Origin of the sequence: Helicobacter sp. MIT 05-5294 (genome assembly GCF_000765675.1) — a bacterium.
Taxonomy (GTDB): Bacteria; Campylobacterota; Campylobacteria; order Campylobacterales; family Helicobacteraceae; genus Helicobacter_D.
This window is the reverse complement of record NZ_JRPA02000001.1, coordinates 217,973-242,559: the sequence shown is the minus strand read 5'-3', so window position 1 is coordinate 242,559 and position 24,587 is coordinate 217,973. Positions and strand designations below refer to the sequence as shown.

The 24,587-nt window shown below is 40.2% G+C and carries 27 protein-coding genes, 3 tRNA genes and 1 pseudogene; 16 read left to right on the top strand and 15 right to left on the bottom strand.

Features of this window, described 5'->3' with window-relative positions; all coding sequences use genetic code 11:
• Nucleotides 1–35: 35 nt before the first annotated feature.
• From LS69_RS01275 to purD, 9 genes are all read right to left on the bottom strand, one after another.
• The gene (locus LS69_RS01275) at nucleotides 36–1,292 is read right to left on the bottom strand and encodes a glutamate-5-semialdehyde dehydrogenase (protein ID WP_138121563.1); all 1,257 of its coding nucleotides are present in this window, start codon (nucleotides 1,290–1,292) and stop codon (nucleotides 36–38) included.
• 143 nt (nucleotides 1,293–1,435) lie between these two features.
• Entirely contained in the window at nucleotides 1,436–1,594 is a 159-nt protein-coding gene (locus LS69_RS10285; RefSeq protein WP_194145367.1) for a hypothetical protein, read from the bottom strand.
• Between the two features lie 354 nt (nucleotides 1,595–1,948).
• Nucleotides 1,949–2,032, bottom strand: a tRNA-Leu gene (locus tag LS69_RS01270).
• 40 nt (nucleotides 2,033–2,072) lie between these two features.
• Nucleotides 2,073–2,378, bottom strand: coding sequence for a F0F1 ATP synthase subunit C (locus LS69_RS01265; RefSeq protein WP_138121562.1), 306 nt, complete (start codon nucleotides 2,376–2,378; stop codon nucleotides 2,073–2,075).
• A 104-nt stretch (nucleotides 2,379–2,482) separates the two neighbouring features.
• Entirely contained in the window at nucleotides 2,483–4,681 is a 2,199-nt protein-coding gene (locus tag LS69_RS01260) for a polyribonucleotide nucleotidyltransferase (RefSeq protein ID WP_138121561.1), read from the bottom strand.
• Nucleotides 4,682–4,698: 17 nt separating this feature from the next.
• Complete coding sequence (locus LS69_RS01255; RefSeq protein WP_238699053.1) at nucleotides 4,699–5,424, bottom strand: phosphoribosyltransferase family protein; 726 nt, start codon at nucleotides 5,422–5,424, stop codon at nucleotides 4,699–4,701.
• Nucleotides 5,425–5,432: 8 nt separating this feature from the next.
• Entirely contained in the window at nucleotides 5,433–7,565 is a 2,133-nt protein-coding gene (lptD, locus tag LS69_RS01250; RefSeq protein ID WP_138121560.1) for an LPS assembly protein LptD, read from the bottom strand.
• Complete coding sequence (locus LS69_RS01245) at nucleotides 7,558–8,031, bottom strand: RDD family protein (protein ID WP_138121559.1); 474 nt, start codon at nucleotides 8,029–8,031, stop codon at nucleotides 7,558–7,560. Before LS69_RS01245 ends, lptD begins: the two co-directional genes overlap by 8 nt.
• A 10-nt stretch (nucleotides 8,032–8,041) precedes the next feature.
• Nucleotides 8,042–9,304: a phosphoribosylamine--glycine ligase gene (gene purD, locus LS69_RS01240; RefSeq protein ID WP_138121558.1), complete on the bottom strand. Its 1,263-nt coding sequence runs from the start codon at nucleotides 9,302–9,304 to the stop codon at nucleotides 8,042–8,044.
• Between the two features lie 418 nt (nucleotides 9,305–9,722).
• Here purD and LS69_RS01235 point away from each other — a divergent pair, with 418 nt between their 5' ends.
• The 3 genes from LS69_RS01235 (at nucleotide 9,723) to LS69_RS10280 (ending at nucleotide 11,879) form a co-directional block, all read left to right on the top strand.
• The gene (locus LS69_RS01235) at nucleotides 9,723–10,226 is read left to right on the top strand and encodes a c-type cytochrome (protein ID WP_138121557.1); all 504 of its coding nucleotides are present in this window, start codon (nucleotides 9,723–9,725) and stop codon (nucleotides 10,224–10,226) included.
• A 78-nt stretch (nucleotides 10,227–10,304) separates the two neighbouring features.
• Nucleotides 10,305–11,705: a glutamate--tRNA ligase gene (gltX, locus tag LS69_RS01230; protein ID WP_138121556.1), complete on the top strand. Its 1,401-nt coding sequence runs from the start codon at nucleotides 10,305–10,307 to the stop codon at nucleotides 11,703–11,705.
• Nucleotides 11,706–11,735: 30 nt separating this feature from the next.
• Nucleotides 11,736–11,879: a hypothetical protein gene (locus tag LS69_RS10280; RefSeq protein WP_194145366.1), complete on the top strand. Its 144-nt coding sequence runs from the start codon at nucleotides 11,736–11,738 to the stop codon at nucleotides 11,877–11,879.
• A 74-nt stretch (nucleotides 11,880–11,953) separates the two neighbouring features.
• Here LS69_RS10280 and LS69_RS01225 read toward each other — a convergent pair whose 3' ends face one another.
• Nucleotides 11,954–12,976 (bottom strand): RluA family pseudouridine synthase, encoded by a 1,023-nt coding sequence (locus LS69_RS01225; protein WP_238699052.1) that lies wholly within the window; start codon nucleotides 12,974–12,976, stop codon nucleotides 11,954–11,956.
• 248 nt (nucleotides 12,977–13,224) lie between these two features.
• Here LS69_RS01225 and LS69_RS01220 point away from each other — a divergent pair.
• The 8 genes and pseudogenes from LS69_RS01220 to LS69_RS01185 all read left to right on the top strand — a co-directional run.
• Nucleotides 13,225–13,683: pseudogene (locus tag LS69_RS01220) on the top strand (DNA adenine methylase); the annotation flags it as partial.
• Between the two features lie 29 nt (nucleotides 13,684–13,712).
• The gene (purB, locus tag LS69_RS01215) at nucleotides 13,713–15,044 is read left to right on the top strand and encodes an adenylosuccinate lyase (RefSeq protein ID WP_138121554.1); all 1,332 of its coding nucleotides are present in this window, start codon (nucleotides 13,713–13,715) and stop codon (nucleotides 15,042–15,044) included.
• A 220-nt stretch (nucleotides 15,045–15,264) separates the two neighbouring features.
• Entirely contained in the window at nucleotides 15,265–16,251 is a 987-nt protein-coding gene (gene pseB / locus LS69_RS01210; RefSeq protein ID WP_138121553.1) for a UDP-N-acetylglucosamine 4,6-dehydratase (inverting), read from the top strand.
• On the top strand, nucleotides 16,212–17,432 hold the full coding sequence (pseC, locus tag LS69_RS01205; RefSeq protein ID WP_238699051.1) for a UDP-4-amino-4,6-dideoxy-N-acetyl-beta-L-altrosamine transaminase: 1,221 nt from the start codon (nucleotides 16,212–16,214) through the stop codon (nucleotides 17,430–17,432). The genes pseB and pseC overlap by 40 nt, the downstream gene beginning before the upstream one ends.
• 1 nt (nucleotide 17,433) lies before the next feature.
• The gene (pseF, locus tag LS69_RS01200; protein WP_138121552.1) at nucleotides 17,434–18,171 is read left to right on the top strand and encodes a pseudaminic acid cytidylyltransferase; all 738 of its coding nucleotides are present in this window, start codon (nucleotides 17,434–17,436) and stop codon (nucleotides 18,169–18,171) included.
• A 118-nt stretch (nucleotides 18,172–18,289) separates the two neighbouring features.
• Nucleotides 18,290–18,367 (top strand) — tRNA-Pro (locus LS69_RS01195).
• 17 nt (nucleotides 18,368–18,384) lie between these two features.
• Nucleotides 18,385–18,461 (top strand) — tRNA-His (locus LS69_RS01190).
• Between the two features lie 191 nt (nucleotides 18,462–18,652).
• Complete coding sequence (locus tag LS69_RS01185) at nucleotides 18,653–19,417, top strand: complement resistance protein TraT (RefSeq protein ID WP_138121551.1); 765 nt, start codon at nucleotides 18,653–18,655, stop codon at nucleotides 19,415–19,417.
• Between the two features lie 342 nt (nucleotides 19,418–19,759).
• Here the strand turns inward: LS69_RS01185 and LS69_RS01180 are convergent, their stop codons facing one another.
• The 5 genes from LS69_RS01180 to LS69_RS01165 are packed head-to-tail and all read right to left on the bottom strand — an operon-like array spanning nucleotide 19,760 to nucleotide 21,546.
• The gene (locus tag LS69_RS01180) at nucleotides 19,760–20,017 is read right to left on the bottom strand and encodes a hypothetical protein (RefSeq protein ID WP_138121550.1); all 258 of its coding nucleotides are present in this window, start codon (nucleotides 20,015–20,017) and stop codon (nucleotides 19,760–19,762) included.
• Between the two features lie 20 nt (nucleotides 20,018–20,037).
• Nucleotides 20,038–20,205: a hypothetical protein gene (locus LS69_RS10275; RefSeq protein WP_194145365.1), complete on the bottom strand. Its 168-nt coding sequence runs from the start codon at nucleotides 20,203–20,205 to the stop codon at nucleotides 20,038–20,040.
• Between the two features lie 32 nt (nucleotides 20,206–20,237).
• Complete coding sequence (locus LS69_RS01175; protein ID WP_138121549.1) at nucleotides 20,238–20,528, bottom strand: hypothetical protein; 291 nt, start codon at nucleotides 20,526–20,528, stop codon at nucleotides 20,238–20,240.
• A 17-nt stretch (nucleotides 20,529–20,545) separates the two neighbouring features.
• Complete coding sequence (locus LS69_RS01170; RefSeq protein ID WP_138121548.1) at nucleotides 20,546–20,752, bottom strand: hypothetical protein; 207 nt, start codon at nucleotides 20,750–20,752, stop codon at nucleotides 20,546–20,548.
• Nucleotides 20,752–21,546, bottom strand: coding sequence for a TatD family hydrolase (locus LS69_RS01165; protein ID WP_138121547.1), 795 nt, complete (start codon nucleotides 21,544–21,546; stop codon nucleotides 20,752–20,754). Before LS69_RS01165 ends, LS69_RS01170 begins: the two co-directional genes overlap by 1 nt.
• Before the next feature lie 59 nt (nucleotides 21,547–21,605).
• Here LS69_RS01165 and ribE point away from each other — a divergent pair, with 59 nt between their 5' ends.
• From ribE to LS69_RS10270, 5 genes are all read left to right on the top strand, one after another.
• Nucleotides 21,606–22,241 (top strand): riboflavin synthase, encoded by a 636-nt coding sequence (gene ribE, locus LS69_RS01160; RefSeq protein WP_138121546.1) that lies wholly within the window; start codon nucleotides 21,606–21,608, stop codon nucleotides 22,239–22,241.
• On the top strand, nucleotides 22,241–22,528 hold the full coding sequence (locus LS69_RS01155; protein ID WP_138121545.1) for an EscU/YscU/HrcU family type III secretion system export apparatus switch protein: 288 nt from the start codon (nucleotides 22,241–22,243) through the stop codon (nucleotides 22,526–22,528). Before ribE ends, LS69_RS01155 begins: the two co-directional genes overlap by 1 nt.
• 146 nt (nucleotides 22,529–22,674) lie before the next feature.
• Complete coding sequence (locus tag LS69_RS01150; protein WP_138121544.1) at nucleotides 22,675–23,508, top strand: flagellar hook-basal body protein; 834 nt, start codon at nucleotides 22,675–22,677, stop codon at nucleotides 23,506–23,508.
• A 14-nt stretch (nucleotides 23,509–23,522) separates the two neighbouring features.
• Entirely contained in the window at nucleotides 23,523–24,314 is a 792-nt protein-coding gene (gene flgG, locus LS69_RS01145) for a flagellar basal-body rod protein FlgG (RefSeq protein ID WP_138121543.1), read from the top strand.
• Between the two features lie 35 nt (nucleotides 24,315–24,349).
• The gene (locus tag LS69_RS10270; protein WP_194145364.1) at nucleotides 24,350–24,526 is read left to right on the top strand and encodes a hypothetical protein; all 177 of its coding nucleotides are present in this window, start codon (nucleotides 24,350–24,352) and stop codon (nucleotides 24,524–24,526) included.
• Nucleotides 24,527–24,587 lie beyond the last annotated feature (61 nt).

The window sequence follows — 24,587 nt, the reverse complement described above, 5'->3', positions numbered from 1 at the left end:
ACTCTAAAATCTCTTAAAGATTCTTTTAGATTTCATTAACGCACTTGTCCGCTACCATAAACTTTGTATTTATAGCTCGTCAAGGATTCCACACCCATAGGACCGCGTGCGTGAATTTTTGTCGTAGAGATTCCGACTTCCGCCCCATAGCCAAACTCACCTCCATCACTAAAACGCGTGGAAGCATTCGCATACACACAAGCAGAATCCACCGCGTTTAAGAAATGCTCTATCACGCTATAATCCTCGCTCAAAATCGCCTCACTATGTCCGCTTCCAAATTGAGTGATATGCTCTAATGCCTCGCGGATTCCGCCAACAACGCGTAGATTTAAGATATTTTCCCCATACTCTTTGTGATAATCTTCCAATGGAATCTGCTCACACGAGATTCCGCAACTCGCCAAAATATCGCAAGAGGACGCGTCCCCTTTTAAAATCGTTCCCTTTTCTTTTAGGGCTTTGGCGACTTGTGGTAAAAACTCTGCGGCAAAGGCAGAATCCACCAAAAGCGTTTCACACGCATTACAAGTGCTTGGACGCGAAGTTTTGGCGTTCACAACCACCGCGATAGATTCGGGAATCTTGCAAGTATGGTGCGCAAAAATATGACAAACTCCCTTATCGTGCTTAATCACAGGCACTTTTGCGTGTTCTGCTACAAAAGAAATCAACCCCTCTCCACCGCGTGGAATCACCAAGTCAATAGAATCTTTCGCACCTAAAAGATCCTTAAGCTCCTCTCTGTTGCGCATAGAGGGAAGCAACACCATACAATCTTGGGACAAATGGTATTTTTGTAAATTTTGATGAAAAACTTTCAAAATCGCTTCGTTGCTTTGTTGCGCTTCTTTCCCGCCCTTTAATACACAAGCATTTCCGCTTTTAAAGCACAAAGCCGCGACATCACTCGTTACATTGGGACGCGATTCGTAAATCGTCGCAATCACTCCCAATGGCACACTCACCTTTTCAATCCGCAATCCGCAATGATTGGTAAAACCTCCTAAGATTCTATTTAGCGGGTCAGGAAAATCTGCGATTTGACGCAGGGATTCCGCCATAGCGGTTATTTTTTGGGGATTTAGCTCCAATCGCTCCAACATTGCACTACTTAAACCAAAATCCTTTGCTGCATTCAAATCCTCTTGATTGGCTTTTAAAATTGCTTCTTGAGATTGTATTAACAAATCCGCACAATCACGCAAAAATCCAATGCGCACTTTATGTTCAAGTGCCGCTAAAATGCTTTTACTCGCCTTTGTTTTTTGTAATTGCTCTTGTAAATTCATCGCTTCTCTTTAAATTTAAAGTTAAGATAAGAATCCAAAATTTTGGATTCTTAAAAATTAAAATTTTAGCATAATTTTAAAAAAGCAATCCAAGCAATCCAATAATGTGGTTTTTATTAGTTTCATTAAGGGGGAATTAGATTTTAGAATCGTTCTTGAAAAGTGCAGATTCCTTGATAATCTTGCACACTATTTTGCATTGCGTGAGGGTTTAGCTTCGTGGCGATTCTGCACACTTTTGTCATTACGCGGAAGCGAACGAAGCAATCCATAATGTGGAATCTCACCTTTGAAATTTCCATTGTAAAGTTTTCTAAATCTCTACATTATAGATTGCCACGAATTGCGTTGCAATTCTCGCAATGGCGCAGTAGCACATTGCAATTCCACCCTGTCGTTATTGCGAGGCGAAGCCAAAGCAATCCATAACTTCAAATAAAAGAAGATTTCACGATGGCGAGATTCTGTATTATAGGTTTGCAAGTGTAGGTAAATGTTTCACAAATTACACACCACAAAGTCTAACAAATTCTCGCAATAACGCATAATAAGACAATATTGCAACTGCCACAAAATCTGCAATGATTACAACAAAAAAGCAAAGGAATCTACCGATATAAAAAATGATTCATAAAAAAATAGAAGAATTTGAAAGATGGTGCGCTGAGCGAGACTTGAACTCGCACGGGTCGCCCCGCCACCCCCTCAAGATGGTGTGTCTACCATTCCACCACCAGCGCACAGCCTTTAAGGGTTTCCCCTTAAGGCAAATATTATTCATTAGCCCACGAATGGGTTTGCGTAGAAGAGAATAAATACAACAACAAGAGCATAGATAACTTGCGCTTCAATCATCGCCAATGCAATAAACATTGTTGTCATTAATTTACCGCCAACGCCGGGATTTCTAGCCATACCAGAAATTGTCGCAGATGCTGTATTACCCATACCAATCGCACCACCAAGTGCTGCAAGACCCAAACCTACACCTGCTGCAATCGCAGAATAAGACAATAACATTTCGCTACCCTCAGCAGCAAACGCCACACTAGCCAATGCAAAAAATACAAAAAGTAATTTTTTCATTTTTTCTCCTTAAAATTTTCAAAGTCCTTTCGAATCCGTCCTCTACTCATCACTTTGTAAGGCGTAATTATAACGCGTTTAGCTAAAATTTTGTTTAATTTAAGCTAGTCTAAAAGCCCTAATTCTACTTTGTTTTTATTCAATGATAGCACTTCTACGCGCACCTCATCGCCCTCTTTTAAATAATCACTAATTTTTTCGTTTCTATTGTGCGTTACTTTAGAGATATGCAGCAACCCATCATAATGATGCGGCAACTCCACAAACGCGCCAAATTCTACGATTTTTTTAACCCTGCCTGTGTAAATATCTCCCACTTGATAAAGCTCGTAGATATTGGGTTTGCTTTCTTTGGAATTTGCGATATTGATGATGTGTTCTTTTGCTGCATCAACCTTTTCTTTATTCCCACCGCTGACTTTGACTTCGCCATTATCACGATTTAAGTCAATCACAACTTCAAATTTTTCAATAATTTCTTTAATCGTTTTTCCTGCTTGTCCGATGACTTCTACAATCTTGCTTGGGTGGATTGCAAAAATCTGTGAGCTAGGTAGAGATTCTGTATTTAAGACGATTTTGCGCTTTGCTTCTTCCATTAATCCCAAAATATGCAAACGCGCCTCTTTTGCCTGAAATAATGCGTTTTTAAGAATCTCGGTTTTTAAGCCACCGAGTTTAATATCCATTTGCAATGCCGTGATTCCTTCAGCACTCCCTGCGACTTTGAAATCCATATCTCCATCGTGGTCTTCTAAGCCCATAATGTCGGTTAAAATTGCGTATTTTTCCCCCTCACATACAAGCCCCATAGCAACCCCAGCAATCAACGAAGTGCATTCAATATCCGCTGCCGCTAAAGCCAAAGAACCCCCGCACACACTTGCCATAGAAGAAGAACCATTGGATTCTAAAATTTCAGAAACTAAACGAATCGTTTTAGAATCGCGATAAATAAGACTACATTCTAAAGCGCGTTTAGCAAGATTGCCATGCCCTAATTCGCGTCTTCCTGTCGCTCCGATACTACTTGCTTCACCCACACTAAAAGGAGGGAAATTGTAATGCACCATAAAACGCTCTTTGGAGGTTGTTTTTTCTGTTAGCAACTCATAATTCTGTGCGTCCATATCCCCCCCGAGTGTGCAAACAACAAGAGCTTGTGTCTGTCCTCGTGTGAAAAGCGCACTTGAATGTGCTTTGGGCAAGAGATTCGTTTCAATGCTAATAGGACGCACTTCTTTCAAGCCTCTCCCATCTGCGCGTTTGCCCTCTTCTAAAATCATTTGACGAATCAAATTACGCTTCACTTTATCTAGCGTTTCTTCTACGCGCTGTTCTAGCGATTCTATGTCGTTAGGATTCTGCGCTTTCCAATCCTGCGCTATTTTCTTAGCAAACGCCTTAAGTTGGCTATGTCTCTCTGTTTTAGATAGAGATTCAATAATCTTGCGCAAAGATTCTAGATATTGTTGACAAATAAAGCTTTCTATTCCCTCACATACAAAGCTTTTGCGTCCCTCGCCCAATTCCAAAGCAGGTTTCACAAATGCTTCAAAGGATTGCACGATTGATTGGCTTTTTTTAGAAATGTGTGTGCGTGCAATCTCTAAAGCCTCTATGAGCTGATTTTCTTCTAGTTCATTTGCGCTAAAAGAAGTAATGCTTTCTTCGTTTAAAGTCGTCATTAAACTCAAAGGATTGCTTGATGGCTTGACTTTGATTCCGCCAAAAGTGCGCATTTCAATCATCAACAAATCCTCATTAACGCCACTAACTAGCAAATCTAGTGTGCTTTGCTCTTGTTCTTTAAGGCTTGGATTGACGACAAATTCTTCTCCGATTCTGCCGATTCTCACGCCATTTACAGGGAATTTAAGCGGAATCTCGGAAACATACAAAGCAGCACTTGCGGCGTTTAAAGCCAAAATCTGCAAATCTGCGTCATTATCCGCACTCAAAACTAGAATCGTGATTTGCGTCGGATAACAATAGTTTTTAGAAAACAATGGGCGCAAACTGCGATCTATAATCCTTGCTGTGAGTGTTTCAAAATCGCTAGGCTTCGCTTCTCTTTTGACATACCCTCCGGGAAACTTCCCTGCCGCATAAGCTTTTTCTATGTATTGCACGGTAAGAGGCAAAAAGTCTTCTTCTACAATACAATCCTCATCAATCGCAACGGTTGCCAATAAAACATTATTGCCACTTTGATAATACACGCTTCCACTTGCTTGTTTGGCAAACTTATCAAAAATATATTTTTCTTCTTTGTCTAAAAACATTATTCTCGCTTCACCCATTTCTTCTCCTTAAATTTTTATGGTCGTATGTTATTAAAAATCTCTTCAATCACCGAAGATTCTATGGCAGGATAATCTTTGTAATAATATCCAATATCTACAAAATTTTTAGACCGATAGAGACAAAAAATCCCATCGGTTGCTTCATCCATTACTTCGGCTACATCTATGGGAGCGACAGGACACGCAAAATGCACGGTTTTTGCTTGTAGGGTAATCACGGATTTAATAGAAGCAAGTGCAGTCAAACCACTATCAATCCCCTCATCTACGAGCAAAACACGCTTGTCTTTAAGAGAAATCAGAGGATTGCCCTTGCGGTATTGATAAATCAAAGGCAACATCTTATCTTCGTATTGTCGCTGCACTTCTCCATAAATATAATCCAAGCTAATCCCAAAGGAACGCACTAAAGGATCATTAATCACAACATCGTGCGTTTCTGTTGCCATTGCGATTTCACATTCTGAATTATTGGGCGCAGTAATGGGCGAAGTAAAAAGAAATGCAAGAGGAGCTTTAATCGCTTCTGCTAAACGATGCGCGAAAAACACTCCCGCAAATGAAATTCCAACCACCACGCAATCTTGTTTTTCAAAAAAACTCAAAGGCATATTGTGCAGCAATTTTTGCAATGCGTCATTGCGATTCTCAAAAAGAATCTTACGCCGCATAGAGTGCATTGCATTGCCGATGAAATTACCCCCAATAGCGTTTGCGATTCCATTATTTAGATTACCCATTCAATATCCTAGTTTCCAACTTTCAAATCACTGCTTAATAAAGGAATGAATTTAATTGTAAAAAGCACATATTTATCATCTTTTGCTTCCGCTCCGCGTGTTGTTAGCGTTGGATAAATCTCACTTACATATTTAACCCCAAAAGAGAAGCAACGAATAGAGGTTTCAAATCCTACTTGCCAAGTCTTAAAATAACTTTCTTTATAATCATAACCTGCACTTGCAAAAATGTCAATGCCCTCAAACTCTTTTTCTAAACCTGCTGTTAGATAATTTGCAACGCCAAATCTCCCGCGATTCCAATCCACATCTGCAAAACTTCTTCGCAAAAAATGCCCAAGATTTGCCTTGAAATACTCTCCATCATAACGCACTTGATGCGTGGCTTCTGCAATATCTGCTTCTCTATGAGAATAAAAAATACTGCTCAAAAAACTCCACTCATAATTATAAAAATACTGAATCTCATTTTCTAATTCGCCTGTTTTATGGTCATCTTCCAAATAAAAGGGTTGCCTAATGCGATGAGAAAGCACTAATACATTATTCAAATCATAGAAATATTGGGAGGCACTAAGCTGCAATTCTTGTCTATTGCCCGGCAAAACAACAATATCTTGAAAATCACCTTTTTGGTCATCAAAACCGGGTAAGATATAAAGAGTTTCAAGACTAAGCGTATGCCCAAAATCCTCATATTGCTTCGCCACATCGGAGTTTGCTTTAAAGCGATAATGTTGTGAGAAATAGCGTCCATCTTCTAAACGCTCTTGCTTTGTATTGCTATAATTGATTTGTGTGCCATAAAAAACAGGCGAAGCGGAGAGATTCACAAAATCATCTAAAATACTCTGCGTATAGATTATAGGAAGTTGCGCTTCTTGTTGCACCGCACGATAGCCAATAGGTCGCGTGAAATTCTTTGCTTGATAATCAAAGCTATAATACAAATTATCCAAAAACAAGCTTTCCATTTGGCGGTGGTATTGCACTTGTGGCAAAGTCTGCAAAGTCTCTGCATTGCTTGTTTTGTCCAAATCCGAATAATAACGCCCATAAAGCCCAATATAATCCGCTTCACTTTTGATAAAATAATTTAAACGCGAAGTAAGCAAACTCCCTTGCAAATCCGCTTTATCTTCTAATTCATCATTGGAAAGCCTAAAATAATCAATATCACTAACTTGTGCAATATCTGTATAGATTCCATCTTCATAAAAATAATCTTGCGATTCTGTCAATAAATCTTTACGCTCGTATTTAAGCTGGAATCCAAAATGGTCTCTATTCTCTAAATCATAAGTCTTTTGATAGCTGTTGGAGTCTCCAAAATATCCGAAGTTTGCCCACAAAATCTCATCTTTATCATCTATGATTCTTATCTCATCATAAACTCCCACACCCCTTTTTGAACGCACTTGGGGCGTCAAAGTCATATCCCACCAATCCTCTGGCGCGATAAAAATGGGTTGCGCATAGAGGATTCCATCATCATTGGAATTACCGATAACAGGATAAAGCAAACCACTTTTGCGTTTATAACCCAACGAAAAAGAAAGATAAGGGAAATACAACACAGGCATATCATAAATGCAAAGGCGGGGATTCCACACGCTTAGCCATTCTTCATTGACATCGTATTGACTTCTACTTGCTTTAAGTTGCCAAATCGGATTATTCACACTACAAGTAGAGATAGTCGTCTCCTCTGTCTGATAAACATTTTTATCATACTGTGCACTTTTGGCATCTACCCATAAACCACTCATAGAATCTTGCAAATAAAAAGGCTCTAAAAACGAATAATCCTGCTGCATTTTAATCTTGACATTTTGCGCCCTTAGATAAAGCGCATTGCCCTTGTAAGCATTGACATTGCCACTTAGGACAATCTCGCCACTTTGGGTATCATAAGTCGCTTCATTGGCGGTTACAAAATAATCTAGATTAATCACCGTCGCGTGTCCTTTGCCAATCACTTTGGATTCGCTGTATTCCATATCATCAGCCAAAAATTCAAAAACTGCTTCTTGATGTGAATTAAATTGCTGAACTGAAGGACGCGCAAAGGAAAGATTCGGGGTGAGCAAGGCTAGAGTTGCCACACCTAATGAGATTCCAAATTTTGATAGCTTAAGCATTATAAGGTTTCAACTCCACTACGATGGTATTGGCTATCATATCGTGAAGCCCCATTTTAAGGGAATTAGTAAAAATCACAATAAAGGGCAGATAGATTAAAAATTCACTTAATGCGCGAAACAAAGAACGCAATAAGGCTTGTTTAAAGTTTGGATTATCCAACAATCCCAATTCAATCACACGAATCTTAACGACAATTTTACCAATACTCGCGCCAAAAAATTGCACAAAAAGCCAATGATACAGAATCCGAACACCATAAAGAATAAACCATGAGCTAGAAATAATTTCTAAAATCACTTCTGTGTTTCCTGCATTTTGTATAATGCTATCCCAAAAGATTCCAATAATCACCATACTTAAAAGCAAATCATCAATAATATGCGCGATAATCCGCTTACTATAAGAAGCGGTTTGAATCTCCTCACGCGCTAAAATTTCTTCAATTTTATTAAAATCTACCATTGTGCCAACACTATTTTTTTAAAGCTTGATAAGCAATATCTTTGCGGTATTGCATACCCTTAAATTTCACGGATTCCACTCTTTTGTAAGCTTTTTGGAGTGCGTCTTGCACATTTTCTCCTTTGCCCACACATACAAGCACACGCCCACCACTTGCCAACAAATCCTCTTCCTTTTTGCTCACTCCAGCAAAGCTAATATGGGATTGCACATTATCCTCTAAATCTTCTATTGTGATTTTTTCTTTTTCAGAACTTTTATAAGGATAGTCTTTAGAAGCCACCACAACTCCAACACAAAATTTGGATTCTAATTCAAAACGCACTTTATTCAAATCCCCTCTTGCACACGCCAAAAAACAATCCAACAAACCCTCTTTAAACAGCGGCATTAACACTTCACATTCAGGGTCTCCAAAGCGGACATTAAACTCTAGCAAATAAGGCTTGTTTTTGACAACCATAATCCCGCAAAACAAAGTGCCACTAAAGGGATTCCCCTCTTTTTCCATACCTTCAAGCGTTGGGATAATAATCGTAGATTCCACTTCTTTAAGAATCTCGGGAGTTGCCAAGGGTGCAGGTGCATACGCTCCCATTCCACCGGTATTTGGACCTTTATCATAGTCCAAAAGACGCTTATGATCTTGCGCGGCAGGAAGCACAATGAAATCCTTGCCATCGCACATTGCAAAAACAGACAATTCAAATCCGTCTAAAAACTCTTCTATCACGATTGTTTTGCCAGAATCCCCGAAACTTTTGCCCTCTAACATTTCTTTCGCCGCATTTTTGGCTTCTTCATAGCTTTGCGCGATAATCACTCCCTTACCCGCGCATAGACCATCGGCTTTAACGACAATTGGGAGATTCAGCGATTCAATAAACTTGCAGGATTCCACATAATCTTGCGTTTGTATAAAACGCGCCGTAGGGATTCCGTAGGTCTTAGCAAATTCTTTCATATAAGCCTTAGAACCCTCCAAACGCGCCGCCTTTGCGCTTGGACCAAAGACTAAGATTCCATTCTCGCGCAACATATCCGCCAAACCCTCTACTAAAGGTGCTTCAGGACCGATAATAACAAGCCCGATTCTTTGGGTTAGCGCAAAATCAACAAACTCTTGATAATTTGCAAAATCAATATTTTTGCCAAGTTTGCTTGTCGCGCCATTTCCGGGATAAAAATAGATTCCATCAATCCTGCATTCTTTTTGTAATGCAAGTCCGATTGAATATTCACGCCCACCACTTCCTACGATCACTATTTCCATTCTACAACCTTACAAAGAGTATTTTTGTTTTTAAAATTTCAAGATTCTTTGTAAAAACTTAAAAACAAAAACATATTAGATTCTGCATTTGTTGAATCCATAAACTACCAAAAAACCCGAGTGAGCGTTACTTGTTTGTGTAGCCCAAAAATAGGCAACGATTCCAGCCATAAGTAGCTTATTAGGCGGCAGATTCTCGTCTCAATTTAAGAGACTCAAGCGAAAACACCATCACACAAAGCCAACTATACAACCAGCAATACTTAATTCTGTTGGACTCCAAAGTAAAAGAAATGCGCTTCACTTAGGCAAAGTAATTATAAACTATCCTAGCTAAAGTAGCTTTTAACTTTAAACCAAAAATTAATAAATTTTAGGCAAAATTGCGCTATTAATATTAAATGTAAGGAATCCTAGAATGAAAAAAATTCTATCAACTCTTTCTTGTATAGCAATCTTAAGCGGCATAAGCAATGCAAATGAATGCGTATGTTTTGAACTAAAAGGCGAATTTGGAGAGGAAATCAAGGCGATTTTGCAAAAATACTCCAAAAATCTAGGCTCAAAGGATATTAAAGTAGTGCGTGAAGATGCGGATTTGACACTGCAAGAGAGAAGTTTTTTAGATAGCCTTTTAGGCACAGGCTCGGTAGCTTCAAACACCAGAGGGCATGATGTAGAAAATGGCAAAAGGCTTTATGATAGGGATTGTGCAAACTGCCATGGAAAAAAAGCCGAAATCCGCACAGCAAGCAAACCCCCTATTAATACTTGGAAGCTAGACGATATTGCAAGTGAAATCAAAACTTACCAAAATCAAAGTTTTGAAGGACAATCTCGCTTTGTTAAAAATCAAGTAGCACAACGCTACACAAAACGCGATATGGAAGACATTGGAGCGTATATTGAAACATTAAAATAACCCAATGTTTCTAAATTCATTTTATCAATCTTTAAGCGTTAAGATTGCACACATTACATTCATTTCTTAAGGAATACTATGAGCAAAATCATCACGAGATTCGCACCTTCTCCCACAGGATATTTACATATTGGTGGATTGCGCACTGCACTTTTTAACTATCTCTATGCAAGAGCTAATGGCGGGAAGTTTTTGTTGCGCATTGAAGATACCGATTTAGCGCGTAATTCAACAGACGCCAAAGAAGCGATCATTCAAGCCTTTAATTGGGTGGGTATGGATTATGATGGCGAAGTCGTCTATCAAAGCCAAAGATTCCCACTCTATCAAAAATACATTGACCGCCTCATCAAAGAGGGCAAAGCGTATTATTGCTATATGCAAAAAGAAGAGTTAGATAAGAATCGCAAAGAAGCAGAGGCTAGAGGGCAAGTTTGGAAATACGATAATCGCTATCGTGATTTTAATGGCGCACCTCCAGAGGGAATAAAACCTGTCGTGCGAATCAAAGCTCCACTAGAAGGAGAAATATGCTTTCTTGATGGCGTCAAGGGAGAAGTCAGAGTTGGGGCAAAAGAATTAGATGATTTTATCATTGCGCGTAGCGATGGCACACCGACTTATAACTTTGTTGTAACCATTGACGACGCATTAATGGGAGTAACAGATGTGATTCGCGGCGATGATCATTTAAGCAACACGCCTAAGCAAATCATTCTTTACCAAGCTTTAAATTTCGTGATTCCGCGATTCTATCATGTGCCAATGATTCTAAACCCGCAAGGACAAAAACTAAGTAAACGCGATGGTGCAATGAGTGTAATGGAATACAAAAATCTAGGCTTTTTGCCTCAAGCCTTATTAAATTTCCTCGTGCGCCTAGGCTGGAGCCATGGAGACCAAGAAATTTTTTCTATGCAAGAAATGTTAGACTTTTTCAACCCCAACAGCTTAAATAGCGCACCCTCTGCTTACAGCCAAGAAAAGTTATTGTGGCTTAATGGGCATTATCTTCACACATTAAGCTTTGAACAACTCAACGCACTTTTGCCTTTTTATGGTGCGCAAATCCCAGTGCAATGTGTGCAAGAGATTCTCTATCCTGAAATCAAAGAGCGTTCTAAGACTTTGCTAGAGTTTGTAGAGATTCTCAATGCTTGTTTAGCTCCTGTGATAATGTATGATGAGAAAATGCGCCAAAAAGTCCGAAATGATGAGAATATTCATCTTTTAAGAGAATTTATGATTTATTTGGAATCCTTGAAAAAATCTTTTGAAAATGTGCAAGATGCGGAATCAGAAATCGCGACTTTCGCTGATTTTCAAGGAATCAAGACAAAAACTCTCTTTATGCCTTTGCGTTTTGCTTTATTGGGAACGCCCGGAGGTGTTGGAATCGCGCCTTTAATGGCGGCTCTTGGCATACAAGGCACAAAAGAACGCATTGAATCCGCCATAAAAAACCTAGAGGAAGAATAACTTATTTTGGGATTCTACGAGGCGCGTTATTTGGCGTTTTTTCGAGGAAGCGGAGCTGATGTGGCAATCCATAATTTGGAATCCCGCCAAAAAATTCCATTGCGAAATCTCCTGAAGTTTTGTATCGTAGATTGCCACGAGATTTTACGAATCTCTTGCAATGACGCTAGATAATGCAATGCGTAATGGCAACCCTTTCGTCATGCGGGTTGGATTTTCTTGTGTCCTTGCGAGAAGTTGGCGCAATCTCAAACAATCTCAAAATTTTCACCGCTTTTAAAATGATAAGTTTTACCATGATATTCAAACTTCAAAGCATAAGCGTGTAGCATTAGGCGCGTTGCTCCAAAATATTCCAAGCGTTTGGCATCACTTAAGCCAATATTGCAAGATTCTTGGTTGTTGTCTTCCTCTGTCGGCATAGAGAATTGCGATTCTTCTTGTTGCGGAGAGATAAACTCTGCGTCTAAATATTCTCTGCTATGGCAATCTTGCGCACCATAAAGCGGGTCGCCAAGAATCGGAAATCCAAGCGCGGATAAATGCACTCTTATCTGATGTGTGCGCCCGGTTTTTGGATACACTTTTAGCAAAGTATAATGCGCTCCTTTGGAATCCTCCACCAATCCAAGCATTTCAAACGCACTTTTTGCTTCCTTGAACTTTAGCGCACTAGAATCTAATGCGCCAAAATAAACAGAACGCACACATAAATCCCCGCCTTTAGGCTGTGTAGCAAGTGGCAAAGAAAGGCAAAAATCCCTCCCGCCGAATTTGCTTTGGCTCAAACTCCCACGCACTAACGCTAGATATTCCTTTGTGATTGCGTTTTGCGCGAAATGCTCTCCGAGTTCGCCTACGCTTTTCTTATGTTTGCCAACAAGCACTAACCCGCTTGTTTCTTTGTCAATCCTATGTGTCAAACTCGCCTCCTCCCCATAGAGTGCGCGAATCTCATCTATCAAGCTATGGTGTGCAAATCTGCCTTTAGGGTGGATTAGCATTTTTGCAGGTTTGTTAAAAATCGAGAAATCTGCGTTTTCAAAAAGCGGCTTTAACCCAATGGAATTGGGTTGAAAAACAACAACACTTACACTATCTTGTAGAATCTTTGATTTTTCGCTATTGCCAAGCACTTTGCCTTGATAAATCACCTTGCCCTTGTTGATATATCTTTGGGATTGCGCCATATTGCAATGCAGAATCTGCATTAAAGCTTGATAGGCTTTCGTGGGGGTTGGAATCGCAAATTCTTTTACAATAAAAGGCATTGGGCAACTTTAAGTAGGATTATGTTAGGATATTTTAACATAAATTTAAAAAGCAAAAAGAAACAAGGCAAAATTAGCAATGTTTTTAAAATTTATGAAAACAATATCTTTAATGCAAATTTGTTATAATTTTTGCGGGACAATATCTTAAGGTAACATAATTGACGAAAAAACAATCTTTATTTGATTTTTATAATTTACAAGAATTAGAAGACGCAGGGCGAGATTCTAGCCTTAAAAACTCTTTTTTGCATTCCCTTAGAGGCAAATCCCTAGCTTACAAACGCTATTCTAAAAGCCCTTTGCGCTATGGCGGGGGGAAGTCATTAGCGGTTGGATTGATAGTAGAGCATTTCCCCGATGATATTAAAAGGCTGATTTCACCATTTATGGGTGGAGGAAGCGTAGAGATTGCAAGCGCAGTTGAGCTAGATTTAGAAGTCAAAGCCTTTGATATTTTTGATATTTTGGTAAATTTTTGGCAAGTTTTATGCGCAGATTCTCTAAAACTTTATGATGAACTCTATACGCTTGAACCCACAAAAGAGACTTACGCGATTATCAAAGAAGAGTTAAGAGGGCATTATAAAAATGAAACTTCCTTAGATTCTCTAACCCTTGCGCGGGATTATTATTTTAATTTTAACCTAAGCTATGGACCCGGTTTTTTGGGTTGGATAAGCAAGATTTATGAAGACAAAACCCGCTAAAGGAAATTTATTTTAAAGGAGTAAAAATGGTAGAACGATACGCGCGAGAGGAAATGAAAAAGCTATGGGATATGAATGCGAAGTATTCCGCGTGGTTAGAGGTAGAGAAAGCATTAGTGCGTGGGTGGAATAAGTTAGGATTAATCCCAGATTCTGATTGTGAGAAAATCTGTAAGAATGCGAAGTTTGACATTGCAAGGATTGATGAAATTGAGGCAGTTACAAAGCACGATTTAATCGCTTTTACCACAAGTGTCGCAGAATCTTTGGGTGAAGAGTCGCGGTGGTTTCATTATGGTATCACTTCAAGTGATTGTATTGATACCGCTGTGGCATTGCAAATGCGGGATTCTTTGAAAATCATCATTGAAGATGTCAAGGCTTTGCGTGAAGCCATAAAAACACGCGCAATAGAACATAAAGATACTTTAATGGTGGGACGCAGTCATGGAATCCACGGCGAACCGATTACCTTTGGGCTTGTCTGTGCGATATGGTATGATGAGATGCGGCGGCATTTAGAGGCATTAGAATCCACGCTAGAAGTGATTTCAGTAGGACAATTAAGCGGAGCAATGGGGAATCTTGCCCATACACCACTAGAGCTTGAAGAGCTTGTGTGTGAAAATCTAGGACTTAAAGCCGCACCGGTGAGTAATCAAGTGATTCAAAGGGATAGATACGCAAGGCTTATGAGTGATTTAGCACTTCTTGCAAGCAGTTGTGAGAAAATCGCTGTGGAGATTCGGCATTTGCAACGCACCGAAGTGTATGAGGCAGAGGAGTATTTTAGCGAGGGGCAAAAGGGCAGTAGTGCGATGCCACATAAGCGCAATCCTGTGCTAAGTGAAAACATCACAGGGCTTTGTCGTATGATACGAAGTTTTGCAATCCCTGCGATGGAAAATGTCGCATTGTGGCATGAGCGGGATATTAGCCACTCAAGTGTCGAGCGATTTATCTTGCCTGATAGCTTTATCACCACAGACTTTATGCTTTGTAGGCTTAAAGGCTTGATAGAAAAGCTTGTCATCTATCCTAAAAATATGATGAAAAATCTTAATTTAACCGGTGGTTTGGTGTTCTCACAAAGAATCTTACTAGAGCTCCCCAAAAAGGGTGTGAGCCGAGAAGATGCCTATAAAATCGTGCAACGCAATGCGATGAAAGTATGGGCGGATTTGCAAGAGGGCAAGGCGGCGGTGAATGAGAGAGGCGAATCGCTATATTTGCAATATCTCCTTGCAGATTCCGAACTTGTGGGTTTAATCGGGCAAGAAGCGATTAAAGAATGCTTTGAATTTAGCTATTATACTAAGAATGTAGATTCTATCTTCCAGCGAGTGTTTGGGGAGTAGAATCCAAACTTCAATAGAATTTGCCACAATTACAAGCTAAGCCAAGAGCGCGTTGCTGTTTGCTAAAGTCTCCTAAAGGGCTTTGCAAATGACTTTGCGCCACCCAACAATAAGGATTCCAAAACTCTACGATAGAATCTCTGCATATCTTGCATGAACTCTCACAGAAACCTGCTATAATTTGGCATTCACTTTATCCTAATTGACTTAAGGAATCCTTATGTTTAACGACAAAAGCATTTTAATCACTGGTGGCACAGGGAGTTTTGGCAAATGCTACACGCAAACACTACTCCGACGCTATAAACCCAAAAAAATCGTTATTTTCTCTCGTGATGAGCTAAAACAATACGAAATGGCGCAAACTTATAACGCGCCTTGTATGCGATATTTTTTGGGCGATGTGCGCGATGAAAATAGGCTCAAAGAAGCCACAATTGGGATTGATTATATTATCCATGCCGCAGCACTCAAGCAAGTTCCTGCAGCCGAATACAACCCCACCGAATGTATCAAAACCAACATTTATGGAGCGCAAAATGTTATCTCCGCTGCACTTGCAAACGGAATCTCAAAGGTGATTGCGCTCTCTACCGACAAAGCCGCAAACCCCATCAACCTCTATGGTGCGACAAAATTAGCAAGTGATAAGCTTTTTGTCGCAGCAAACAATATCGCAGGAAGTCGTAAAACCCGCTTTTCTGTCGTGCGTTATGGTAATGTGATTGGCTCACGCGGTTCGGTTGTGCCGTTTTTCCAAAAGCTCATCAATGAGGGCGTAAAAGAACTTCCAATCACCGATACAGAAATGACGCGCTTTATGATTACCTTGCAACAAGGCGTGGATTTTGTTTTAAAAAACTTCGAGAGAATGAAAGGCGGCGAAACTTTCGTCCCTAAAATCCCCTCTATGAAAATAACAGAAGTTGCCAAAGCCCTCGCCCCCAATCTCCCGCACAAAATCATTGGAATCCGCCCGGGAGAGAAAATCCACGAAACTATGTGTCCAAGTGATGATAGCCACATTACTTACGAATTTAAAGACTATTTCGTGATTGCCCCTACGATTCAGTTTAGCTTCATCACAGACTTTAGCACGAACGCATTAGGAGAAAGCGGCAAACTCGTGCCTCGTGGATTCTCTTATGATTCTGGGACAAACACGCAATGGCTAAGCAATCAAGAATTTTTGGAGCTACTCAAATGATTCCTTATGGCAAACAAGAAATTACACAATCTGATATTGACGCTGTTGTAGAAACACTCAAATCCCCTTTTATCACACAAGGTCCTAAGACGCAAGAGTTTGAACAAAAAGTCGCCCAAAAAGTCGGAGCAGAATTTGGCGTGAGTTTTAATAGCGCGACTTCCGCACTTCATTGTGCCGCACTTGCGTTGGGTTTAGGCAAAGGAGATTGGCTATGGACGACTCCAAATAGCTTTGTCGCAAGTGCAAATTGCGGAATCTATTGTGGCGCAAAAGTAGATTTCGTAGAGATTCACCCGCGCACCTACAATCTTGACGCGCGAAAACTAGAAAAAAAGTTAAAATCTACGCCAAAGCATAAATTGCCAAAAGTGCTTGTCGCGGTGCATTTCGCAGGACAAAGTTGCGATATGAAAAGGATTTGGAAACTCTCAAAAAAATATCATTTCAAAATCATAGAAGACGCCTCCCACGCGCTTGGCGGAAGCTACCGCGAACTTCCCATTGGTTGTTGCAAATTTAGCGATATTACGATTTTTAGCTTCCACCCTGTGAAAATCATCACCTGCGCAGAAGGCGGAATCGCAACAACTAATAATCCAAAATATGTTAGAAAAATGCAAATGTTAAGAAGTCACGGAATCACGAAAGATTCGGAGGATTTCGTGGGAAGCTTTATGGTGGGATTCAAAGGGGACAATGCAGGAGCGTGGTATTATGAACAACAACTTTTAGGATTCAACTACCGCTTAAGCGAACTTCACGCAGCACTTGGAATCTCGCAATTAGAACGATTAGAAGCCTATGTGGCAAAGCGCAACGAATTAGTCAGAACCTATAACGAATCTCTCAAAGACTTAGAACTCACCCTGCCCTTTGTCGCGCCTTATAATTACAGCGCATTTCATCTTTATGTGGTTTTGTTAAACAAAAAAAGCGGAATCAAACGCAGGGAATTATTTGCCAAACTTCAAGAAGAAGGAATCGGAGCGCAAGTGCATTATATCCCAATCCACTTACAGCCTTTTTATGCGCATTTTGGATTCAAAAAGGGGGATTTTAAAGTCGCAGAATCCTATTACAAACACGCAATCACTCTGCCACTTTTCCCGACACTCACCGCTCAAGAGCAGCAAAAAGTGATTGATACTTTAAGAAATTGCGTTTGCAAAAAGGCATAAAATGCAAAACCAAAATTGCGTGTGCATTATCCCAGCAAGAGGCGGAAGCAAACGCATTAAACGAAAGAATCTCAAAAGCTTTTGTGGCAAACCTATCTTAGCATATAGCATAGAAAATGCCAAAAAATGCGGAATCTTTAGCGAAATTATTGTTTCAAGTGAGGACGCGGAGATTTTGGAGTTTGCTAGGAAATGCGGAGTGAGTGCGCAGATTCGTTCCCAAGAATTAAGCGATGATTATGCAGGGACGCACGAAGTGATTTTGTTTGCGATAGAGCAGCTTGAACAACAAAGGCTTCAAACAAGCCAAAATGCGGAATCGCAAAATACAAAACCCCATACCGATGATTTTTGGGTGTGTTGCCTCTATGCCACTGCGCCCTTGCTAGAATCCAACGCACTCCAAAATGCCTTTGAAATAGCAAAAAACAAAGCGCAATCTTGCTATTGTTTTGGTGCAGTAGAATACAATTATTCGCCTTACCGCGCTTTTAGAATCGTAGAAAATCAAAACAAAATGCTTTTTAATGAGCATTTTTCCAAACGCTCACAAGATTTAGAAAAAATCTACCACGATGCGGGGCAATTTTATTTTGCTAAAAAAAGCATCTGGCAAAGCAAAGCGAATATTTTTGAAAATTCCATTAGTTTTTTGCTTCCCCCTTCGCGCGTTTGCGATATTGATACACTAGAAGATTGGGAACTTGCAGAGTTGAAATTCAAGCTTTTGAATCCTTGATTTGCGTGGATTATCTTGAAAGTTGGGATTTTGCAATGCGCATAAATCTTGACAATTAAGGTTTTAAAAAGTATAATTGCGCTTCTTTTTTAAGATATTTAATGTTACTACTATTCGTCGGGGCGTAGCGCAGTCTGGTTAGCGCACTTGGTTTGGGACCAAGGGGTCGAAGGTTCGAATCCTTTCGCCCCGACCACTTTCTTTTAATTTTTGGTGGGCGTAGCTCAGTCGGTTAGAGCATCAGATTGTGGTCCTGAGGGTCGTGGGTTCGATTCCCATCGCCCACCCCATTAAGATTATCAAAGCCAAATCCTTTATATTTCATTTTTTAATTTACAGCAGATTATCGCCAAACTGCATAATTTAGCATTTCTAAAACCTTAAATCCTATCATTTCGCAACTCACTCTTAAACCCAAAGCAACCTTTGCATACGCTCAAAATTTAAGTATAATATCGCTAAATTTTATCAAAGGTTTAATATGAGAACGATATGGATTCCTTTTCTTTGTATTTTGGCACTAAGCGGTTGTGTAACGACAAATTTAGAAACCAAAGCGACAATGTCGCAGAGCATTTTCATTGATCCTGTGGCGAAATCCAAACAAACGATTTTTGTTGCACTGCGCAACACAAGCGGACAAGAGATTGATTTGGAATCTAAGATTTTGCGCAAACTCCAAAGCAAGGGTTACACAATCGTAGAAGACCCAGAAGTTGCTACTTTTATCCTACAAGCCAATGTCCTATACTGCGATACAAAAAAAGAAAATAACGCCGTGGGCGCGGGTGTCGTAGGTGGTGCCGTGGGCGCGGGTGTCGGGGGATACAATCATCATTCTACCACCGGAACGGTTGTAGGTGGGTTGGCAGGTGCAGCCGCAGGAGCGATTCTAGGAAAACTCACAGAAGATACGATTTTCCAAATGCAAGTAGATATTAATGTGCGCCAAAGAATCGAAGGAGGCACTTATAACTACAACTCCACCGTGAGCGGTCAAGCAAGTGTGAGTGATGGACGCAGGGCGGGATTCCTCAATAGCTTTGGCGGAAATGCCGCAAGCACACAAGGCGGAGGCAAACTCAACTCCAACCAAGCAACCCTAAACGAACAAGCTTACAGCGGCAATTATTCAGAAAAATCCACCACACTCCTAGCAGAAGCCACCAAGCTAAACCTTACTTTACAAGAAGCAATCCCTGTGCTAGAAGACAAAATCTCCACACAAATTTCAGGGATTTTTTAGGATTCCGCTGCGTCCTTGCGAGGCGTAGCCAAAGCGTGTGTTGCATTAGCAGTTTGCCCACACTTGAAATCTATAATTTAAATAAAAATGGATTTTGTAATAGCAAGGATTCTAGATTATGAATTGCTTCGTCGCCTACTTCGTTTGCAATGACACATAATAAGGCAACATTATAAATTTACATAGCGTGGCGTGAAATTTGTTTCATCAATCACATACCGCGATTCTACTACTGCGAAATCTCGCAAGGACGCGGTGGCATAGATGAGTGTTTTAATTCTCTTTTAATTCTACGCCACTCTTTGATAAACCAACAATACGCGATTATTTTGGCGATTGCTTTTAAGCGGCAAATCCCCCCCCCCCCCGAAGAATGCGTTGTGTCATAGCAGAATCTGCGTAAATTAACGCTTCACCAAGTTTATAAGAGAAATGATTTTTGATTTTTTGCGCTTCTTTAAAATCCGCATAAGATTCTAGTTTTTGGGATTCCAAATTTTTAGGGTTTTGAATTTTATCTTTTTGGTATTGGCTTTTGATAAACCACAGCACAAAGGGCATAGCCAAAATCCCAAAAGAGCTTTTATAGCATTCACACATTGCGCGTCCTAGCTTGTAGCTTATTTGGAGGGCAATACATTAGATTTTAGAGAATCGCTTAAAAAGAATCCCACAATATCGCTATGCTTCACTCTTTTGGCGTTTTTTAAATGATTTAAGACATTGACATGAAACTCTACGGGAGCAAGATTCTCATCATTGCGCCTAAAAAATGTGTGTTTATCCACCGCAAAACATGTTTGAATCTCTATGAATTGGTTTAAGAAACTAAACTCTTTAGAAATTTTAAAGTTTCGTTTTGTATGCGATATACTTTTTCTTTGAATCTAGAATTTGACATTTCAAAGGATTCCAACTCTTCGCCCCCTTTCATTTTGCAGGGCAGACAAATTTTAAAATTCGGATTGCTTTTTAAGTTTTTTAAGCGTTTTGGAGGTTTAAAATCCTCTATAAACTTGACAATTTCTTCTCCAACTACTTGCATAATGTGCCCTTGCAAATGTCCTCCATTGCCACTTCTTCTGCCAAACTCTATTAAATTATGTTTCACAAAATATTCTTGCAAATTCATAAAGTTAAACCCATAATACGCGCAAAATCGCTAATGAATCTCTGCAAACTCCAATGCTTTATCCTGCGTCCAAACACTAGATTCTGCAACGCCGCGCAACCACCAAGTGCGAGATTTATAAGCTTTGCTTCCTTGCTTAAGACTTTTTGGATTCCATTTACCATAACCGAATTGCTCCCACCAAGCAAAACAATATTCTTCATCACAATTCCCCAAAAAGTCTTTGTGTGTTTTGATTGATTTGTGCTACTAATTGTTCTTTGGGGAGATTTAGAATCTCACTCATTTTATCCAAAACTAGAGGGATAAAACACGGCTCATTGCGTTCCCCTCTATGTGGGTGCGGTGTGAGATAAGGTGCGTCTGTTTCTAGCAAAAGCGATTCTAGCGGAATCTTTGGCAACACCTCTACGAGCTTTCGCGCGTTTTTAAATGTCAAAACCCCGCCGATTCCATAATAAAAATTATATTTTGCCAAACTCAAAAGCTGAAAATCCGCATTAAAGCAATGCAAGATTCCGCCCTTAAGCTTAGAAGCATAACTTTGCAAAATATTTAGACTATCTAGCGAAGCGTCTCTAATATGCACGATTAAGGGTTTTTTGGATTCTATGGCAAGTTTGATTTGCGCTAGAAAAACTTTATATTGCATTGCTTTAACTTCTTCTTTGGAATCCACGCCAAACTCGCGCATATCCTCATCTAGCCGATAATAATCCAAGCCACATTCGCCAACTGCCACACATTTGGGGTCATTTATAAAACTCCTCACGAACGCTTCATTGTGTAAATGTGCGCCATTTGGATGTGTGCCTGTGGCAAAATACACATTAGAATACTTATGTGCTAGACTTTGCGCTCTCTCTAAATCTTCTGGGTGTGCCGCTGGGATAATAAAGCGCGTTATTCCTGCATTTTGCGCCCTCTCCAAAACCGCATCAAAATCCTCAAAATACCGCGAACTATCCAAATGGCAATGCGTATCACAAAGCTGCATATCACTCCTTTTATGCTACAATTTACAAATTTTAATGCAATTTTACTTAAAGGTTGGAAATGTTTACTGGACTTGTGCGCGAGTTTGGCAAAGTCAAATCCTTGCAAGGTGCGACACTTCGTATTGCTGCACAACACAAACCTAAAATCGGGGATTCTATCGCAGTCAATGGCGCGTGTTTGACCACGATTGAAACTTTTGACGATGGTTTCGCGCTAGAACTTAGCGAAGAAACACAACAAAGAATCGCGCTAGAAACCTATAAAGATTTCGTGCATATTGAACCCGCATTGCGCCTTAGCGATAGACTAGATGGGCATATCGTGCAAGGACATATTGATGGAATCGGAGAAATCACCCGCATAGAATCCCATAAAATCGGCACAGATTTTTTTATCCGCACAGAGGATAAGATTTTAGATTTATGTGCGCCCAAAGGGAGCATTGCGATTTCTGGAATCAGCCTTACGATTAACGAGATTCTAGAAGATGCGTTGCGCCTTACGATTATTCCGCACACTTTGCATTCCACGCTTTTCCCGACTTACAAAGTCGGAACGCGTGTGAATATAGAAACCGATTGTCTTGCGCGTATGGTTTGGCATTTCCTCCATAAACACCAACCTAACCTACAAGATTCCAAAAACTCCGCTCTAAGTTGGGCGCAAATTGATAGAATCTTAGGGAGTTACTAATGCCACCTTTGCCACTCAATCAAAAAGCCGTCGCACTCGCTTATGAACAAAATAAACAACGCGCACCTAAAGTCATCGCCAAAGGCGAGGGATTCCTTGCACAACGAATTATTGAAAAAGCAAAAGAATACGAGATTCCGCTCTTTCAAAGCAAAGCTTTAGTGGATTCGCTTATCAGCCTAGAGTTAGACGAGGAGATTCCACCCGCACTTTATAAGGCAGTCGTGGAAGTGTTTATTTGGCTTTATAAAACCGAAAACAAAGCTCAAATGAGCAAAAACAAATAATTTCCTCACGCAAAAGATTCCAAACAAAGCCCAAAATCGCCTTAAATTCGCCAAATAAGAATCCCAAAACAAAACTTTACGCATAAAATCTTATTTTGGAACACCTTTTGCTTTAACTCTCACAAAAGTTTATAAAAAGGCATAAAATGCAAGGTGGATATTATAGCTCTGTTGGCGGTATGGTTACGCAGATTGACCGCTTAGATGTGATTGCAAACAATATCGCAAACGCAAACACAACCGGCTTTAAACGCGATGATGTTGTGATTGGAGATTTTTTGCGTCTCTATGAACAAGCAAAAGAGTTTTTGCCAATAGACGACCAAACCAAAGACGCGGCGAAATTTTATAATCGCTCACTAAATCGCGTCCCACAAATCGTAGAGGAATTTACAGACCGCTCATTGGGCGGAATGATGCAAACCGATAATACCTTTGACTTCGCTTTGGGACGAGAAAATGCGTATTTTATGATTGAAACACCCGAGGGGATTCGTTATACGCGTGATGGTTCTTTCGTGCTAAATGAGCAAGGAAGGCTAGTCAATAAAGAGGGTTTTCCCGTGCTTCCACGAGAATATTTAGACGCGCCACAATACATTGAATTTGTCGATGGATTCCAAGTAGAAGTAGATAGTAGCGGAAACATCTATATTCGCGATTTGAACAACGAGGGAATTAGTGAAATGGCGTTAATCTCCAATATCGGAATCGTGAGTTTTGAAAACCCAAAATATCTTAAAAAAGTTGGGGATAATCTCTACTCTTATCCAAAGGAGAGAACCAATGAGCGCGAAGCTTTGGAGCAAAGCGGTGCAGTCCATCAAGGGTTTTTAGAGAAAAGCAATATCAATGTTGTTTATGAAATGACAGGATTGATTGAAACAAACCGCTTAGTTGAAGCGTATTCCAAAGTGCTAAAAACACATATGGACGACCTCAACACAGAAGCCATTACAAAATTAGCAGCGAAAGCTTAAAAAAGGATTCTAAAATGATGCGAGCATTATACACAGCAACCACAGGTATGTTAGGACAACAATTATTTATTGATGTTACTTCCAACAACATTTCTAATGTTAATACATTTGGCTATCGCAAAGAACGCGCAGAATTTGCGGATTTGTTTCATCAAGTGATTCAATACGCGGGTTCTAGCACTTCAGAAACTACACTTAGCCCAACCGGGATTGAAGTGGGCTTAGGTGTGCGCCCGACCTCTGTGCAAAAGCTGTTTTCTCAAGGAAACTTCAAAGAAACCGAACAGAATCTTGATATTGCAATCACCGGAAATGGATTCTTTCAGATTGAGCTTCCCGATGGCACGATTGCCTACACACGCGATGGCGCATTCAAAAGAGATGATGAGGGCAATGTCGTTAATTCACAAGGCTATTTGCTCGTGCCAAATATCACGATTCCAGATGACGCAACCCAAATCAATATCGGAACTGATGGCACGGTAACCGTCGTGCAAGGCAATTCCACAGAAGTCAATCAACTAGGACAGATTGAAACCGTGAATTTCATCAACCCTGCAGGACTTCACGCATTAGGAGATAATCTCTATCTGAACACCAACGCATCAGGCGACCCAATCGTAGGCACACCCGGACTTAATGGCTTTGGACAATTAAGACAAGGATTCGTAGAAACGAGCAATGTTAAACTTGTAGAAGAAATGACAGACCTCATCGTCGGACAAAGAGCTTATGAGGCGAACTCTAAATCTATCCAAACTGCGGATTCTATGCTCCAAACCGTCAATCAGCTCAAACGAAACTAATAGCCGCCTAAACTAAATACTTTGCGATTATAGAAATGGGATTCCGCAGCACACATGGAATCCCAAATCCCCCTTGTGGAATCTCCGCAAAAGATTATGGAATCCGTAGCATTACGCACTGCCACCGCACCTTTACGAGGATTCCACATTGCGTTGTCTCATTACATTGCAAGGAATTCAAAGACGAAGCAATCCACAATCTAGCACATTAAAACTTCACGATGGAATCTTAAAAAAGCGTGAAAACTTGTTATAATGCTATAAAAGCAAATT

Coding starts and splice junctions, on each gene's coding strand:
- LS69_RS01275 (WP_138121563.1), bottom strand. CDS start 1,292: ATGAATTTACAAGAGCAATTACAAAAAACAAAGGCGAGTAAAAGCATT.
- LS69_RS10285 (WP_194145367.1), bottom strand. CDS start 1,594: ATGGAAATTTCAAAGGTGAGATTCCACATTATGGATTGCTTCGTTCGC.
- LS69_RS01265 (WP_138121562.1), bottom strand. CDS start 2,378: ATGAAAAAATTACTTTTTGTATTTTTTGCATTGGCTAGTGTGGCGTTT.
- LS69_RS01260 (WP_138121561.1), bottom strand. CDS start 4,681: ATGGGTGAAGCGAGAATAATGTTTTTAGACAAAGAAGAAAAATATATT.
- LS69_RS01255 (WP_238699053.1), bottom strand. CDS start 5,424: ATGGGTAATCTAAATAATGGAATCGCAAACGCTATTGGGGGTAATTTC.
- lptD (WP_138121560.1), bottom strand. CDS start 7,565: ATGCTTAAGCTATCAAAATTTGGAATCTCATTAGGTGTGGCAACTCTA.
- LS69_RS01245 (WP_138121559.1), bottom strand. CDS start 8,031: ATGGTAGATTTTAATAAAATTGAAGAAATTTTAGCGCGTGAGGAGATT.
- purD (WP_138121558.1), bottom strand. CDS start 9,304: ATGGAAATAGTGATCGTAGGAAGTGGTGGGCGTGAATATTCAATCGGA.
- LS69_RS01235 (WP_138121557.1), top strand. CDS start 9,723: ATGAAAAAAATTCTATCAACTCTTTCTTGTATAGCAATCTTAAGCGGC.
- gltX (WP_138121556.1), top strand. CDS start 10,305: ATGAGCAAAATCATCACGAGATTCGCACCTTCTCCCACAGGATATTTA.
- LS69_RS01225 (WP_238699052.1), bottom strand. CDS start 12,976: ATGCCTTTTATTGTAAAAGAATTTGCGATTCCAACCCCCACGAAAGCC.
- purB (WP_138121554.1), top strand. CDS start 13,713: ATGGTAGAACGATACGCGCGAGAGGAAATGAAAAAGCTATGGGATATG.
- pseB (WP_138121553.1), top strand. CDS start 15,265: ATGTTTAACGACAAAAGCATTTTAATCACTGGTGGCACAGGGAGTTTT.
- pseC (WP_238699051.1), top strand. CDS start 16,212: ATGGCTAAGCAATCAAGAATTTTTGGAGCTACTCAAATGATTCCTTAT.
- pseF (WP_138121552.1), top strand. CDS start 17,434: ATGCAAAACCAAAATTGCGTGTGCATTATCCCAGCAAGAGGCGGAAGC.
- LS69_RS01185 (WP_138121551.1), top strand. CDS start 18,653: ATGAGAACGATATGGATTCCTTTTCTTTGTATTTTGGCACTAAGCGGT.
- LS69_RS01180 (WP_138121550.1), bottom strand. CDS start 20,017: ATGTGTGAATGCTATAAAAGCTCTTTTGGGATTTTGGCTATGCCCTTT.
- LS69_RS01170 (WP_138121548.1), bottom strand. CDS start 20,752: ATGAAGAATATTGTTTTGCTTGGTGGGAGCAATTCGGTTATGGTAAAT.
- LS69_RS01165 (WP_138121547.1), bottom strand. CDS start 21,546: ATGCAGCTTTGTGATACGCATTGCCATTTGGATAGTTCGCGGTATTTT.
- ribE (WP_138121546.1), top strand. CDS start 21,606: ATGTTTACTGGACTTGTGCGCGAGTTTGGCAAAGTCAAATCCTTGCAA.
- LS69_RS01155 (WP_138121545.1), top strand. CDS start 22,241: ATGCCACCTTTGCCACTCAATCAAAAAGCCGTCGCACTCGCTTATGAA.
- LS69_RS01150 (WP_138121544.1), top strand. CDS start 22,675: ATGCAAGGTGGATATTATAGCTCTGTTGGCGGTATGGTTACGCAGATT.
- flgG (WP_138121543.1), top strand. CDS start 23,523: ATGATGCGAGCATTATACACAGCAACCACAGGTATGTTAGGACAACAA.
- LS69_RS10270 (WP_194145364.1), top strand. CDS start 24,350: ATGGGATTCCGCAGCACACATGGAATCCCAAATCCCCCTTGTGGAATC.